11 protein-coding genes are annotated in these 16,837 nt (G+C 34.5%); 3 read left to right on the top strand and 8 right to left on the bottom strand.

What is annotated here, in order from left to right; all coding sequences use genetic code 11:
* Positions 1–91: 91 nt before the first annotated feature.
* Entirely contained in the window at positions 92–808 is a 717-nt protein-coding gene (locus HNP25_RS08780) for a YiaD family glycine zipper/OmpA-like lipoprotein (protein ID WP_184133388.1), read from the top strand.
* 106 nt (positions 809–914) lie between these two features.
* Here the strand turns inward: HNP25_RS08780 and HNP25_RS08775 are convergent, their stop codons facing one another.
* The 3 genes from HNP25_RS08775 to HNP25_RS08765 form a co-directional block, all read right to left on the bottom strand.
* Positions 915–1,979: a TlpA disulfide reductase family protein gene (locus tag HNP25_RS08775; RefSeq protein WP_184133386.1), complete on the bottom strand. Its 1,065-nt coding sequence runs from the start codon at positions 1,977–1,979 to the stop codon at positions 915–917.
* 133 nt (positions 1,980–2,112) lie between these two features.
* The gene (locus HNP25_RS08770) at positions 2,113–2,514 is read right to left on the bottom strand and encodes a hypothetical protein (RefSeq protein WP_184133384.1); all 402 of its coding nucleotides are present in this window, start codon (positions 2,512–2,514) and stop codon (positions 2,113–2,115) included.
* On the bottom strand, positions 2,489–5,779 hold the full coding sequence (locus HNP25_RS08765; RefSeq protein ID WP_184133382.1) for a UvrD-helicase domain-containing protein: 3,291 nt from the start codon (positions 5,777–5,779) through the stop codon (positions 2,489–2,491). The genes HNP25_RS08770 and HNP25_RS08765 overlap by 26 nt, the downstream gene beginning before the upstream one ends.
* A gap of 434 nt (positions 5,780–6,213) precedes the next feature.
* On the opposite strand from HNP25_RS08765, the gene HNP25_RS08760 reads away from it, so the two are divergent.
* Positions 6,214–7,449: a DUF819 family protein gene (locus HNP25_RS08760; protein WP_184133380.1), complete on the top strand. Its 1,236-nt coding sequence runs from the start codon at positions 6,214–6,216 to the stop codon at positions 7,447–7,449.
* Between the two features lie 372 nt (positions 7,450–7,821).
* On the opposite strand, the gene HNP25_RS08755 is transcribed toward HNP25_RS08760, so the two are convergent.
* Positions 7,822–8,406: a Crp/Fnr family transcriptional regulator gene (locus tag HNP25_RS08755; protein ID WP_184133378.1), complete on the bottom strand. Its 585-nt coding sequence runs from the start codon at positions 8,404–8,406 to the stop codon at positions 7,822–7,824.
* A gap of 204 nt (positions 8,407–8,610) precedes the next feature.
* Here HNP25_RS08755 and lepA point away from each other — a divergent pair, with 204 nt between their 5' ends.
* A complete protein-coding gene (gene lepA, locus HNP25_RS08750; RefSeq protein ID WP_184133376.1) occupies positions 8,611–10,398 on the top strand; it encodes a translation elongation factor 4 in 1,788 nt (595 codons plus the stop codon).
* A gap of 135 nt (positions 10,399–10,533) precedes the next feature.
* On the opposite strand, the gene dacB is transcribed toward lepA, so the two are convergent.
* From dacB to HNP25_RS08730, 4 genes are all read right to left on the bottom strand, one after another.
* Positions 10,534–12,015, bottom strand: coding sequence for a D-alanyl-D-alanine carboxypeptidase/D-alanyl-D-alanine endopeptidase (gene dacB / locus HNP25_RS08745; protein ID WP_184133374.1), 1,482 nt, complete (start codon positions 12,013–12,015; stop codon positions 10,534–10,536).
* Between the two features lie 198 nt (positions 12,016–12,213).
* Positions 12,214–13,662, bottom strand: a complete 1,449-nt coding sequence (gene sufB / locus HNP25_RS08740) for a Fe-S cluster assembly protein SufB (RefSeq protein ID WP_184133372.1) — start codon at positions 13,660–13,662, stop codon at positions 12,214–12,216.
* Between the two features lie 103 nt (positions 13,663–13,765).
* Positions 13,766–14,239, bottom strand: coding sequence for an Lrp/AsnC ligand binding domain-containing protein (locus tag HNP25_RS08735; RefSeq protein ID WP_184133370.1), 474 nt, complete (start codon positions 14,237–14,239; stop codon positions 13,766–13,768).
* A gap of 626 nt (positions 14,240–14,865) precedes the next feature.
* Entirely contained in the window at positions 14,866–16,749 is a 1,884-nt protein-coding gene (locus HNP25_RS08730; RefSeq protein WP_184133368.1) for a CocE/NonD family hydrolase, read from the bottom strand.
* Positions 16,750–16,837: the final 88 nt, after the last annotated feature.

The raw sequence follows: 16,837 nt of genomic DNA, 5'->3' as shown, positions 1-16,837 counted from the left end.
TATTCAAAGGTTAATTAAAGGTGTCATAACAAGATGTTGTGACACCTTTCTTGAAATCTTTTACTTCTCATTTACTCAAATTATTCATATTATGAAAACGAATTCCTTTTTAGTGAATATTACGAGTAAAGTAGTATTACTTGTAATATTAATTAGCACCAATTTCTATTCTTGCAATTCATTCAAAAAATTAAACAATACACAACGAGGTACTATCATTGGTGTTGGCACTGGTGCTGCAATGGGTGCAGTTATTGGTAGAAAATCCAATAATCCTGCTATTTATGCAATTGTTGGTTCAGCAGTTGGCGGTATTGCTGGTACATTCGTAGGAAAATACATGGATAAGCAAGCAGAAAAACTCAAGAAGGATTTAGAGGTTGTAGCTGATGTAGAAAGAGTAGGAGAGGGTATCAAAATTACAATGAAGTCAGGTGTTTTATTTGATTTTAATTCCTCTAAAATTAATCCAACTGTCAACGAAAATTTAATTAAATTTTCAGAAACATTAAAGCAATATCCTGATACAGAGATTTTAGTAGCTGGGCATACTGATAATGTAGGAACAGAAGCTTATAATATGAAATTATCTCAGCAAAGAGCAGACGCTGTTGCGGCAATATTGAAGGCAAACAATGTTTCAAAAAGTCGTTTAACAGTACTTGGTTATGGAGAAAAAGATGCTGTGGCAGACAACACTTTAGAGTCGGGCAGAGAACAAAATAGAAGAGTAGAATTTGCCATTGTTGCCAATGATAAATTGAAAAAAGAAGCGACTAAGGCTACTGGGGAAACGAGTTTGAAATAGTATTATCAACATCAAAACAAAAATGCTTAGAAAATGAAGTTATCACATTTTCTAAGCATTTTTGTTTATACCAATTCCTTCTTTATCCTAAAATAAGAATCATGGATTATTTATAGACTTGTTTTCTTAGATTAACCAAGATACTTTGGTAGTCATTCTCCAGAATCCTCATTTTATCATCCACTAAAATCATAAATGGAACGCTTGTTATTTTAAAAATTTGTGCTGTTTTACTATCAAATCCTCCTTTTAAATCCGAAAGATTTGTCCACCAGTTAATATTATCGGTTTTGATAGCCTTTAACCATTTTTGTTGGTCATCATCCAAAGAAATACCAATAATTTTGATAGATTTATCTTCAAAAAGTTTTTGATTTTTAACCATGTCTTTATGTTTTTCTCTACAAGGCCCACACCATGAAGCCCAAAAACTAATAATGGTTTTACCTTTTATTAGCGAACTAAGCATGACTGAATCACCTGTTTGGTTGGGGATTTTAATGTTTGGAATTCGATTACCAACTGTGTTCTTTCTGTACTTAGCAAGTTTCTTCTTAAAGTATTTACCACTGTCAGATAGTTTTACTTCTTCGGAGAGCTTCTCATACAAATCTTCTATACTGGATAAATCACATCCTCCAAAACTAATTTCGTTTGAAAGATTTTGCAAAGATAAATATGAATCCTTATGCTCATTTACATATTTTTCAAGGAATTGAAATACCATCTTCTTTCTTTGAGCATCAGAGAATTTTTTACTTTGCATGGCATTTCTGGGGGCAATTCGAGTGGTAAAGTCTATTGATTCTTGGCTTCCACTAACTTTTTTAGTATGTAAATACAAAGAACCTGTTTTTCGCTTTTTTACTTCAAAGTCAACTTGAATCGTATCATTAACCAACCAAACCCCAAATTCTTGGCGTATCATATCAGTTGAAATAAGGGCTAAAGTTGGATGTTCTAATCCACCTTCAAAAACAAATTTTTGATTGATGACTTTTGCTTTTTCAGAAGAAATTGTATGTTCCCAAAATATAGAAATATTAACTTCTTTAATAGTATCAGAATTTAATATTGTACCCTCCAAACGGAAAGGTTTCATTGTTGGTTTTTGTGCGAGAGCAGTAATAGAAGTGGTGGCTAAAATGAAGAATAAGATTAGTTTTTTCATGAATGTAAAAGATTTTGGAGTTGGTAGATTTATTGATAACACACATCTTTTACCTCTTATTTAATGAGTTAGATGTAGTATTGAGTATGTAACGAATATTCTTTTTATTTGTTTTGGGATGGGACAAAACAACTTACACAAAATAAGGGCTAATGTCTTTATGCTCTTTGATGAGGTGGTTACATTCTCCGAGAAGGTGGTTACATTCTCCGAGAGTAAGCCTATATTCTCTAAGCGGATGCTCTAACACTAAATTCGTAAGCCTATATTCTTTTTGCGGATGCTCTAATACTAAATGCGTAAGCCTATATTCTTTTTGCGGATGCTCTAACACTAAATGCGGAAGCCTATATTCTTTTTGCGGATGCTCCAACACTAAATGCGTAAGCCTATATTCCTTTTGCGGATGCTCCAACACTAAATGCGTAAGCCTATATTCCTTTTGCGGATGCTCCAACACTAAATGCGGAAGACTGTACTCCTTTTCGGCAACCCCAAGGATTATCCCATCAATCCACTTCCACCACCTGCTCATCTTTTGCTTTTTCTTCTAAATACACTAATATTCCTTCTACTTTGGCATGACCCATCGCTCGATAGATATTCATGTATTGTCGCACTTGTGTTTTGTGTGAATCTGATTTTGAACCTGTTTTATAATCCAAAATCACGATTTTATCTTTGAATCTGACTACTCTATCCGGACGCAATGGCTTGCCTTTGGGCATCAAAATCTCTCTTTCGTTTTTAATGGCTTCTTCTGCTACTTCAAAAAGTGGTTTGATGGCTGGCAAGCTCATAATATTTTCTAAAGTATGCTTTAATCCTGCTACTTCCGAAGCTGTTATCAAACCTTCTCGTAAAATCTCTTGTAAAGCATAATCAGTATCATGATATGTCTTGATTTTCGCAAAAGCTGCATGGACTTTATTACCATAATCTTTACTTTTTTCAAAAGTTTTTAAGTCAAAAAGGCGTTCAGCACTTTGTCTGAGTTTTACTTTATTGCTTCTTTCAAAACTGGTGATAGCACTGATTTCTATCAAATCCTTTACTTTTTCTTTTTTATCTTTTTGCTTTTTGGCTTCTCCTTGATAAATGATTTCAAAATGGTTTTCGTCTTCTGCAATCGGCGGACAATTGATAAATTGATACAATTGATTACCAACGGTTTTGTTAAAATCTTTGATATTTTTCTTTACAATTAAATACAATCTATCTGTTGGGCGAGTAAGTCCCACATAAAGCATATTCAAACTTTCTAAAAAAGTCTTTTCTTTTTCTTCTTTATATTGCTTTACTACGGCTGTTTGTTCTAAAGCTTTTGCTACTTTTAAAGGAGCATTTTGTAAAATTTTATCTGCTTTTTCCGAAGATTGACTGACAATCCTTAGCTCGTCTTCTATCGGTAAATTTGCCCAAATTTCTGTTCTTAGTCCTGTATCTGTCGTCCAGTGACAATAAGGAATAATTACCACAGGGAACTCTAAACCTTTAGACTTGTGAATACTCATTACATTTACGGCTTCTTGTCCTTCGGGCGTAGAAATAGAAAGTGTTTCTTTTTTAGTTTCCCAAAATTGCAAGAAATCGGTAAGGTGCGTACTTTTCTTGGTCTGAAACTCAAGGATAACATCCAAAAAGCGAAAGAGGAAATCTAATTCTTTATGATGTTCAAAAAGAAAGAAAGTATTGATAATCTTTTCGGCAATTTCATACAAAGCCATTTGCTGTAAATCAAAAGAAGCTAAAGCGTAGCCTTCGTCTTCTATCAATTCATAAAACAAAGCAATATCGCCAGACTCGATGGCTTCTTTGATAAAGTGATTATCTTGTGTATCGGGGATTCTATGTAAAACTACTCGGTAGAATAAATAAATGGCTTCGTACTTAGACAAAGTATTTTCTGGATTTTGCACGACTTTCATCAAAGAAATCACCAAATTGACGGCATCAGAAGCACTTAAATTTAGAGAATCCGAAGAAACAACGTCGATATTATTTTCTTTCAAAGCATTCGCTACGATGCGTCCATGCTTATTTTTTCTACATAAAATAGCAATGTCTGAGTAATTGTAACCTGCATCACGTACTTCATCAATAATTGCCATGATACGCTCGAACATGATTTCATCTTCTACTTCTCCTTGTAAAAAATCAATTTCTACATGACCGCCTTCTTTGGGTTTTGGCGGTACTTGTTGAGCAAAGAATTCATCATAAACAAAAGAAAGGCTTGGGGCAATACTCTCGTTTTCGCCAGAAGCTTTAATAAAACCAAACAAATCGTTATTAAAAGTGATAACCTCTTTAGTACTTCTGTAATTGGTACTTAGGTTTTCGGGCTTTAAGTATGGACGAATGCTGGCATATCTTTCTGTCAAGAAATCATTTTCTTCGTTTCCTTCCACCAATCTTTCTAAATTGTTTTTGTGTAAATGCACAATCAATTCCATTTCGCCACCTCTGAAACGATAAATAGATTGCTTGGCATCGCCCACGGCTAAATTGAAATGTCCGTTTGCTAAAGCGTTTTCTACCAAAGGCAAGAAATTATGCCATTGTAGCGTAGAAGTATCTTGAAATTCATCAATCAGAATATGATTATATTTTTCGCCCAAACGCTCATAGACAAAAGGAATGGGTTCTTTCATCACAATTTCAAAAATTTTGCGGTTAAATTCTGAAATATGAATTTGTCCCGTTTCATTTTGAATGGCGGCAATTTCCTTTTTCAATTGACTCAACAAAGCTAATTTTTTTGTCTGTTTAAGAATCTCTTTGAAGAGTATATATTTTGATTTTTCTGTCTCCTGAATAGAAAAAATATTAGTTAAATAAATACTTAACTCATCCGCAATACTATCAATCGCCGCCTTAATTCCTCCTTTTTGTGTTTTAGAATACCATTGATTTTCCTCAACGGCTTTCATCACATAAGAATTTGGCGAGGCAAAGACATCATTTTGTAATTTATGGAAATAAACTCCCACACCCGAACGACTTTGGAAGAAATCGCCAATCGTTACGCCAGCCGAATCTATACTTTCTAAAGCTATTTGTGAGATAGTTTTGATTTTAGTTTCTACATATTCGCAATAAGCCTTCGTTTGTTTTTCTATTTGCAGGAAATCCTCTGCTTCTAAATTTGCAATATTGTCGATAGCCTTTTGATGTTGGTCATACAAAAGGTTTTTTCCAAAACCAGCCAATTCTCCAGCCAAACCATTCCATGATTTTCCTTCATCCGCTTTTTCCATCGCAAAGCTTTTAATCGCTAAAGTAATTTGCTCGAAGTGTTCTGTATTTACTTTTTGCAATAATTGCTCAACAGCCGCATCCAAGAGTACTTCCGCATCAAGATTTACTTCAAAATTGAAAGGAAAGTCTAAGTCTTCCGTAAAAGCCGACACAATTTTCTGAACAAATGAATCTATCGTAGAAACAGAGAAATTGGCATACTCGTGAATGATATGTTTAAAAGTCTTAGACGCTCTTGCACGCAATTCTTCCTCATCTATTTCAATGCCTTCTTCTTGCAATTCCTCCAAAATTTGCTTTAAAAGTAATTCAGAATCTTTGCGGTCTTGTAAATCATCAGAAGCAAATTGATGCAAGTATTTCAAGATTCTTTCTTTCATTTCACCAGCGGCTTTATTGGTAAAAGTCACTGCCAAAATATGGTTGAAATAATAAGGCGAAGTAGTTTTAAGGGCTAATTTGATGTACTCCTTTGCCAAAGTATAGGTTTTTCCAGAACCAGCAGAAGAAGAATATATTTTAAATTTCGGGCTTTGCATTTTTTTTGATTTCGGGTTTCAGATGTCGGATTTCGGATTTATTTAGATGAAAGAAGCAAGACAAAAGACAAAAGAGAAAAAGGTTTAGAATAGCATTTCAAAAGAAATGACAGACACTCTATCTTTTGTTTAGTGCTTGTCACTTTTATCAAAATCATGTCAAATGTCAGGTTCAGTGTGTCCACTGAACATTTCGGCTGGTGGTTTGTGAGACACAAACCACGGCAAGACACTATCCCTTATTTTACCATTATTAAAATGTTTACTTTTTACGTATTATTTTCTCTTATGTCTAATGTCTCACTTTTTGCGTCTTTTATCTTGCATCTTATATCTCAACTCTTGCGTCTTTTCTCTTGCTTCTTGTCTCTTTCTTCTAAATCTTATTGCAAATTACAAAAAGCCTGTAAATTTGTTTATCATAATCCCTCATCATGCAACAAACATTTATTACAAACGACGCTGTTATCTTTGGAATACTGCTTGGTATTATTTATTTTACCTTTTATACTTCTTCATTAGAGAATCGTTTTTGGAAACGTTTCTATACTTTCTTTCCCAGTATTTTAGTTTGTTATTTCGTTCCTGGTTTATTGAATGCTTTTCATATTGTGGATGGTGAAAACTCTAAATTATACGATGTTGCCTCTAAATACTTATTGCCAGCTTGTCTTTTGTACTTTACCATTAATATTGATTTTCAAGCATTGAAGCAATTGGGCGGTAAAGCCATTATTGTTTTTTTAGCAGGAGCTTTGGGCATAATGGTTGGCGGGCCAGCTTCACTTTGGATTGTAAAGATGATTAGTCCAGAAACAGTTTCGGGAGAAACTTGGCGAGGTTTGGCAACCATCGCAGGCAGTTGGATTGGAGGAAGTGCCAATCAGACGGCTTTAAGAGAAGTTTTTAATCCTTCAGCAGAGATTTTCTCTCAAGCCATTGCCGTTGATGTACTGACGGCAGAACTTTGGTTAGCTTTATTATTGTATGGCGTTGGTCACGCTACAAAAATTGATAAATTCTTTCGAGCAGACACGAGTACAGTAGATGAAGTACGCCAGAAAATTGAAAAAAGAGCTAAAGAAAATGCCCGAAATCCAAATGTAGAAGACATTTTAAAAATTCTATTTATTGGTTTTGGAGCAACAGCTATCGCTCACGCTTGTTCAGATATGATTGTTCCTTTTATTGAAAACAATTATCCAAATCTCAAAAAGTTTAGTCTTACTTCCTCTTCTTTTTGGGTGATTTCCTTAGTAACTATTTTTGGATTACTCCTCTCTCAAACCAAAGCAAAACAAATTGAAGATGTAGGAGCATCAAAATTTGGCACCATATTCTTGTTTATCCTCATTGCCACCATCGGCATGAAAATGGACATTTTTGCAGCTTTAGAAAAACCACAGCTTTTTTTAGTAGGAATTATCTGGATGATGTTTCATGCCAGCTTTACTTTAATAGCTGCCTATTTAACCAAAGCTCCCTACTTTTTTACAGCGGTAGGCTCGCAGGCAAATGTAGGCGGAGCAGCCTCTGCCTCGGTAGTTGCGGCAGCATTTCATCCTTCATTGGCTTCTGTGGGTGTTTTATTGGCTATTCTGGGCTATGCTCTTGGTACTTATTGTGGTTACTTGACGGGTTTGATGATGCAATGGGTGGTTTCTTTGTGAGTTTATGAGTTTAAAGTTTATGAGTCTAAAATCTATTAGTTTATGAGTTTAAAGTCTATGAGTTGATGGTTTATTAGTTAAAAGTTCCAAGTTTGTAGTAGATTTGAGCTTACTTCTTAATCTCATAAACCTTTAACTCATATACTTTCAACTCATATACCTTTAACTCATAAACCTTTAACTCATAAACCTTTAACTCATATACTTTAAACTAATATACTTTCGACTCAAAAACTTTTAACTCAAAAACTTTCAACTCATAAACCTTTAACTCATAAACCTTTAACTCATATACTTTCAACTCATAGACTTTCAACTCATAAATCGTCAACTCATAAACCTTTAACTCATATACTTTCAACTCATAAACTTCTAAAGTCCTTTCTTCAATCTACTCAACGATTGTGGTGTGATGTTGAGATAAGAAGCAATAATATGCTGAGGGATTTTCTTCTCTACTGCTGGGAATTCAATCAGTAATTTCTTGTAGCGCAATGTGGCGTCATCGAGCATAAAAGAACGTACTCTATTTCTTTCATCGCAAAAATAAAATTGATTAATGAGTCTCCCCGCTCGTTCCCAACCGTGGAATTTGTCGAAAAGCCATTGTAAACGCTCATGCGTGATGTACAATAACTTACAATCTTCGAGGGCATCTAAATAATCCGTTGAAGGTTGTTGAGACGCAAAACTTACTTGTTCAGTGAAGACAGTTCCATCAAAAGCGAAATTGAAGGTTCTATTTTGTTCACCATCTACTTTGGTATAAGCTCTCAGCGTTCCTTGCAGAATAAAATAAATTTCATTACAAACATCACCTTCTTTTAGCAGAATATCTCCTTTCTTGCAGGTTTTGTATTGTAACTTACTAACGAATGATTTTACCTCCCTTTCAGACAGTACCACGAATTTGCTCAGGTACTCAACGATGGGGTAAACTTCAGGGGTTAATTTCATGGCGGTAATGAAGTTTAAATGAATTTTTGTTTAGTTTAGATAAAATATAGCCATATCGACCTTTATTCTTATCTCTTTTCTAATTACTTATTATCTTTTTCAAAGTTAAGGACGTAATTTTGCAAGAAGTATAAGTAAATCCTGTATTAGAACTGGTAAGTTATACAGCAACTTGAAATAAATCAATACCGTAAAATAAATAACGTGAAAAACATACGTAACTTTTGTATTATTGCCCACATTGACCACGGAAAGAGTACGCTCGCTGACCGATTGATTGAATTTACAAATACCGTACAGAAACGGGATATGCAAGCTCAGTTATTGGACGACATGGACTTGGAAAGAGAGCGTGGTATTACTATCAAATCACATGCAATACAAATGAATTTTCCTTATAAAGGAGAAGAATATGTATTTAATTTGATTGATACGCCCGGTCACGTGGACTTTTCTTATGAGGTTTCACGCTCAATTGCTGCTTGTGAGGGTGCTTTGTTAATTGTAGATGCAGCTCAAGGAATTGAAGCACAAACAATTTCTAACCTTTTCTTAGCTTTAGGACATGACTTAGAAATCATTCCTGTTTTGAATAAAATCGACCTTCCGGGAGCGATGCCAGAAGAAGTAAAAGACCAAATTGTTGACTTATTAGGTTGTGAGCGTGATTCTATCATTCATGCTTCTGGTAAAGAAGGCATTGGTATTGAAGATATTTTGATTGCCGTTGTTGAAAGAATCCCTGCTCCGAAAGGCGACCCCGCTGCTGAATTACAAGCTTTAATTTTTGACTCTGAATTTAATTCATACCGTGGTATCGAAGTTATGTTTAGAGTATTCAATGGTGAAATCAAAAAAGGAGATAAAGTAAAATTCATCGCTACAGGTAAAGAATATTTTGCAGATGAAATCGGTACTTTACGTTTAGAAAAAGAACCAAGATTATCCATCAAAGCTGGTGACGTAGGTTATTTGATTTCGGGTATCAAAGAAGCAAAAGAAGTAAAAGTAGGGGATACGATTACGCATCGTGACCGTCCTTGTAAAGATTCTATTCATGGTTTTGAAGAAGTAAAACCAATGGTTTTTGCAGGAATTTATCCAGTAGAAACGACTGAATTTGAAGATTTGCGTGATGCCATGGGCAAATTGCAGTTGAATGATGCTTCCCTTGTTTGGGAACCAGAAACTTCAATGGCATTAGGCTTTGGTTTTCGCTGCGGTTTCTTAGGAATGCTACACATGGAAATCGTTCAAGAACGTTTAGAACGTGAATTTAACATGACGGTAATTACAACAGTTCCTTCTGTGAAATTCAATGTTAAATTAACGAATGGCGAAGAACTTTGGGTTTCTGCTCCTTCTGAATTGCCAGAACCTAACTTGATTGACCATGTTGAAGAACCAATCATCAAAGCACAAATCATTACGAAATCTGATTATGTTGGTGGTATTATGAAATTGTGTTTGGATAAACGTGGCGTACTTTCAAACCAAATTTATTTAACTTCTGATAGAGTTGAATTACAATTCGATTTACCACTTTCAGAAGTAGTATTCGATTTCTTCGATAAATTAAAAACGATTTCTCGTGGTTATGCTTCTTTGGATTATGAATACAAAGGCTATCAAGAAGGAGAAATGGTGAAATTGGACGTAATGTTGAATGGTGAAAAAGTAGATGCACTTTCGGCAATCGTTCACCGTGATAAAGCCTATGAATGGGGAAAACGTCTTTGTGAAAAATTACGTGAACTATTACCAAGACAGCAATTTGACATTGCGATTCAAGCGGCAATCGGACAAAAAATCATTGCTCGTGAAACGGTGAAAGCTTTAAGAAAAGACGTAACCGCAAAATGTTATGGTGGTGATATTTCTCGTAAAAGAAAATTATTAGAGAAACAGAAAAAAGGTAAGAAAAGAATGCGTCAAGTAGGAAACGTAGAAATTCCTCAAGAAGCATTTATGGCTGTTTTGAAGTTAGACTAAGCATTTTATTAAAAAATCCGTTATCAATTAATTGTTATCTGTTTGGACAAGCAATTAATTGATAACGGATTTTTCTTTTAATATCAGTAATGCAAAATTCACTCAATCACAATTCACTAACTCACAATTGAATATTCACAACTCCACCATCATCGTCATCAATTTTTCAAGTTCTTTTGTCGCAGAACCAAAATCTGAATTGTATTTATTAAGCATGAATGAGAAACACATCAATTCTCCATTTTGTGCAGTAAAGTATCCAGCATAAGCTCTAACGCCTTCTATTGAACCACTTTTTGCTCTGACATTCCCAACCGCTTTCGATTTCTTTCCTAAATGTGCCACTGTACCCGATTCACCAACTACTGGTATTGATTCATAAAAGGCTTTAAATGACTTTTCTGAGTACATCACTTTTAAAATATCTGTCATATTATCTGCCGTAATGCTATTGGAAGGTGAAAGTCCGCTACCATCTTTGATGTTAAAACCCGTTAGATTAACCCCTTTACTTTGCCAAATTTGTTTTAAGCCTTTTACAGCATCTTTAGTAGAATTTCCAAAAGATGAAATTACCGAAAATGTTTTCAGAAAAGCTTCTGCATAGAGATTGATACTCTGGTAATTACAAGCTTTTGCAAGTTCTCCAAGTGATGGCGAGGTATATACGGCAATATTCATGGTTTGTAAAGGTGTTTGATAAACCATTTTCTTTTTACTTACTTCCAAAGACGAAAGCGGACTATCTTGTACTTTGATGCCATTTTCCACTAACTTCTTTTGTAAGTAATAAGCCGCAAATAAAGCAGGATCAGGAATAGAACCTTTTACCGAAAAGGAATCACCAGCAGGAACAAAGCCTTGCATCACCAAAATATCTTGATAAGGAGTACTGTAAATATTTACTTGGTCGCCAGTTCTAGGTTTATCAGTTAATACTTTATTGTTTTTTTGATAATAGGGAAGGTCTGGAATTGTTTTTACCAAAGTTGCTTCCCCTAAATAATGTGAAGGTTTAAAAACAGCGTAATATAGATTTTCATGAATGTTTAAACCATAAGCACCAGCACCATAATAATTGCCCATGTCTGTCCAAATCCAAGTATCAGGTAAAGCATTTTCTTCAAAAAGGCTAGCATCGGCAAATACTCTTCCTTTAATTTCTTTTATTCCTAAAGCTTTTACTTTTTGTATCCAAGAATCAAATAAAGTTTTATAATCCATTTGTTTTTCGATACGCCAAGAACCTAGTGAAGGGTCACCTGAACCTTTGATAATAATATCGCCAGTCAATACCGAATCCGCAATTTGTCCACTATAATTCAATTGAGTAGCATAAGTATAATTTTCACCTAAAGTAGATAATGCCGTAGCGGAAGAAATCAATTTTAAAGTCGAAGCAGGAGCGAGGCTTTTTTGTGTATTATAGCTGACCAATACTTTATTCGTTGTCACTGATTTAATACTTACTCCTATCATTCCATTTGCCATAAAAGGAGTATTGGCTAAGCCTTCAACATACTTTTGAAACTGTATTTGTTTTGCTTTATTGTCAAGAGAATCGGGTGTTTTTGATAAAGTAAGGACATGGAAAATACTTAACAAAAATAGTTTCATATAAATAAGAAGGATTATTGATGAATGTTGATACTTAACAAAGATAATTAAAAGCAAAAAATAACCTAATCCTTTCTAGGGTAACCAACTAGAGTTTTGCCACTAAAACAAGTAATACTATTAAGAAAGTAGAGGATATAAAAAAGGCTACCATTTTCATAGTAGCCTTTTCTTGAATGATAAAATCCATTTTTGAATCTATCCAACCGAACCTTCTAATGATACTGCCAGCAATTTTTGTGCTTCAACAGCAAACTCCATTGGTAATTGATTTAACACTTCTTTAGCATAACCGTTTACAATTAATGCTACAGCTGCTTCAGTAGAAATACCACGTTGGTTACAGTAGAATAATTGGTCTTCACCGATTTTTGAAGTTGTCGCTTCGTGTTCTACAGTAGCAGTTTTATTTTTTACTTCAATGTATGGGAAAGTATGTGCTCCACAACGGTCGCCCATTAATAAAGAATCACATTGCGAGAAGTTACGAGCATTATCTGCACGTTTCATAACTTCTACTAAACCACGATATGAATTATGAGATTTACCAGCTGAAATACCTTTAGAAACAATTCTTGATTTAGTATTCTTACCGATATGAACCATCTTAGTACCAGTATCAGCTTGTTGCATATTGTTAGTAACTGCAACAGAATAGAATTCACCGATAGAATTATCTCCTTTTAAAATAACAGAAGGATATTTCCAAGTAATGGCTGAACCAGTTTCTACTTGTGTCCAAGAAATTTTAGAATTAGCTCCGTCGCAAATACCACGTTTCGTTACGAAGTTGTAAATTCCTCCTTTTCCTTCTTTGTCGCCCGGATACCAGTTTTGTACAGTAGAGTATTTTACTTCAGCATTTTCGTGAGCAAAAATTTCAACTACCGCTGCGTGTAATTGGTTTTCATCACGCTGAGGTGCTGTACAACCTTCTAAGTAACTCACATAAGATCCTGCATCAGCAACAATCAACGTACGTTCAAACTGTCCAGTTCCTGCGGCATTAATACGGAAATATGTAGAAAGTTCCATTGGGCAACGAACACCTTTTGGAATATAACAGAAAGAACCATCAGTAAATACAGCGGCATTTAACGCAGAAAAGAAATTATCTTTCACTGGTACAACTGAACCTAAATATTTTTTGATTAATTCTGGATGATCTTGAATCGCTTCAGACATTGAGCAGAAGATAATACCTCTTTTCGCTAAATCGCCTTTAAAAGTAGTTGCAACTGAAACGGAGTCAATAACTGCATCGACAGCAACATTTGATAAACGTTTCTGTTCGTTCAATGAAATACCTAATTTCTCAAAAGTAGCACGTAGTTCTGGGTCAATATCATCTAAAGATTCCAGTACTTTAGCTTGCTTAGGAGCTGAATAATATTTGATTGACTGATAATCAACTGGTTTGTAATGAACGTTAGACCATTTTGGTTCTTCCATCGTCAACCAAGTACGATAAGCACTTAGTCTTAAATCAAGCATCCATTCTGGTTCATTCTTTTTTGTTGAAATCAATCTGATTACGTCTTCACTCAAACCTGCTGGCACTTCGTCAGTTTCGAAGTGACTTTGAAAACCATATTTGTACTCCGAGGAGGTAACTTCCTCTAATATATCAATTTCTTCTTTTGCCATTGCTTTAGGTAGTAATTATCCTACAAAAATAAGCCAAAAAAACGAAGAATAGTTCGCCTGTTTAGATTTTTTCTAAAAAGGCTATTCAGAAAGTGTTAAAAATTTAACCTTTATAGCTAAAAGGCACTGAACGATTAATACTTTCCTCTAAAGAAATAAAGGTTTCTGTTCTTTGAATTCCCTGTACTTTTTGAATTTTATCATGAAGTACTTCTCTTAAATGAACAGTATCACGACAAACAATTTTAGCAAAAATCGAATAAATACCTGTTGTGTAATTAATACTTACTACTTCTGGAATTTTGATAAGTTGTTCGGCAACTTCTGCATACAATGAACTTTTATCTAAATAAATACCTAAAAAGGCAGCAATGTCCCAACCCAACTTGGTATGATCTATTACCAATTGTGAACCTTTAACAATACCAGCTTGCTCCATTTTCCCCATTCTTACATGAACAGTTCCGCCCGAAACATTGATTTTTTTACCAATTTCTGTGTAAGGCATGGTGGCATCTTGCATCAAAAGTCCTAAAATTTTCAAATCGGTTTCGTCGATTTCGACATTCTTTTCCATAACATAAGTATTTAGACTCAAATAAAATTTAAAATTTTACAAAAAACAACTCTTTTGAAAAGAAATTATTAACAAATTTTAAATAAATTCACTATATAATTGTGTATAATGTAAATATTGAGTTTTTTTTATGTAAAATTTGCAAAATAATAAAAGCTGTCCTAACTTTGCATTGTCAAGTTAAAAGAAACAAAGACAACCACACTGTAGGGTGATGAAATTTGGCAGACGTACCCTCCTGTCTCGGGGGTGGTGAACATGAAATAAAGTAAGTGTAATGCCCATCGCAAGATGGACTGGGGTTGACCACCAGACTTTGTACTTTACCTAATCACACCGTGGAGGTTCGAATCCTTCTCCTACAGCCAATTATTTGATATATTTTGAGGATAAATTTTTGTCAAAGCACAATTTTATTATTACCTTTATTCTCAGATTATCAGATTGACTACAAGATATCAAGTAGTTTTATTTGGTTTTTAGTTTGTTGATGAAGTGTAATTCAAAAAAGCAGTCTTTGTAAGTCTGCTTTTTTTGTTTATAGCCCTTTCCAATAAAAAGCCTTAGTATTTCAGGAATACTAAGGCTTTTTGGTTTAAGTATATATACTTATATGTTTTTAGGAGTTACTCCAAAATTCCCACTTTCAGAGAACTTGCTGCTGATTTTTGATGAAAAACTTTCTGGGTAGCTTTTTGGTAATCTTTTTCTTCAGCTTTAAAAATATCCATAAACTTTTGCGGATTTCTGTCAGCAAAAGGGAAGCATGAGCTTTGAATTTGCACCATAATTTTATGACCTTTCTTAAAGGTGTGTAAAACATCTTGCAATTCTATATTTACACTCGTTACTTGGTTTGGCACAAAAGGTTTTGGCTTTGAAATATCATCACGGTATTTCCCTCTGAAAATTTCAGAACGTACTAATTGTTGATAATTTCCATAAATTACTTCTGGTCTTTTTGGATGCTCTGGAGCATCTACTGGATAAACATCGATTACTTTTACAACCCAATCTGCATCTGTTCCAGAAGTAGCTACTTTTAACATCGCTTTGATTTCACCTGAAAGTGTAATATCGTTCTCTAAAACATCTGTTGAAAACGATAAAACATCAGGACGAGCGTAAGCAAAGCGTTGGTCTTCTACCATATAATCTGCTGAAAACCCATCATTGATTTTAGAAGAAAAAGGAACAGGACGATTTGGGTCTGAAATATAATCAGAGAACGACTTTTCATTTGTTGGTGCATTAAAAGATAATTTACCATTTGCATGAAAATATAGATTTTTCTCTTTTGTTCCTTTTGCTGGATAAGTATCAAACGAACGCCATTTGTTTGTTCCCGTTTCAAAAAGTGTTGCTTCTGGTAAATCAAGTGGTTTTGAATCATCAATTAAGTAATGATTGAAAAATTTAGCTTCAATGTTTTCTTGATAATATGGCGATACTTTTGAACCAAAATCTACATCAGCAAGCATTTGTCCAGATGAACCAGCCCATCCTCCATGAACCCAAGGACCAACCACAAAAATATTTTTGATATTCGGATTCTGTTTTTCAATGGCTTTATAAGTATTGAATGTTCCAAATAAATCTTGCTCATCATACCAGCCTCCCACTACCATTACAGCGTGTTTGATGCCTTTTAAGTGTGGGAGAATATTTCTTTTTTTCCAGTGTTCATCGTAGTCTGGATGTTCAAAATTTTCATGATAATAAACGTTTCTACCTTTATAAAAACCGTCTTCAGAATTTTTAGTCGTTTTAACTTCATTCAAGTAAAAATCATAACCATCTGGATTGTTGTTTTGGAAATATGCAGGCGGGCGAGTAATCGTTGGTTTGGTTTGCTCCTGAAAGAAATTATAAAAACCAAAATTAGCGGCAATCATAAACGCTCCGTTATGAAAAGCATCATCTCTCCAAAGGTCAGCCATTGGTGCCTGGGGTGAAGAAGCCTTCAAAGCGGGATGTTCTGAGACTGCACCAGCAGAGGTAAAAAAGCCAGGATAAGAAATTCCCCATTGACCAACTTTCCCATTGTTATTTGTAATATTTTTAATCAGCCAATCAATAGTATCATAAGTATCTGTAGATTCGTCAATATCAGTTTTAGCTTTCTTTATATCAAGATGAGGTGTCATTTCGACAAATTTTCCCTCTGAAGCCCATCTTCCTCTTACATCTTGATAGACAACGATGTAATTATTTCTCAACATAAACGGATTTGGACCGATTCTCTTTTTATACTTATCGGTTCCGTACGGCGAGCAAGTATAAGGTGTTCTTTGCATCAAGATTGGATACTTTTTACTTTGGTCTTTGGGAGCATAAACTTGTGTGAAAAGCTTGATTCCGTCACGCATTTGAACCATAAATTCCATTTTCTGATAATTTTCACGGATGTAAGCGCTGTCTTGAGCAACAGAAAAAGGATAAGGAGATTCAGTTTTTTGGGCATAACTACAAACAGGTATTAGAAGTAGCCACAAGAGAAGTTTTTTCATAATTGAATTTGTTGATTAATAAATATCAATGATTTCTTGACAATTTACGAAAAAGCCGTCAAAACCTAAATTGGATTGCGTAATTTTG

It is taken from the genome of Arcicella rosea (assembly GCF_014204325.1).
Lineage (GTDB): Bacteria > Bacteroidota > Bacteroidia > Cytophagales > Spirosomataceae > Arcicella > Arcicella rosea_A.
Note: the sequence above shows the minus strand (reverse complement) of the source record. Positions and strands in the feature narration are given on the sequence as shown.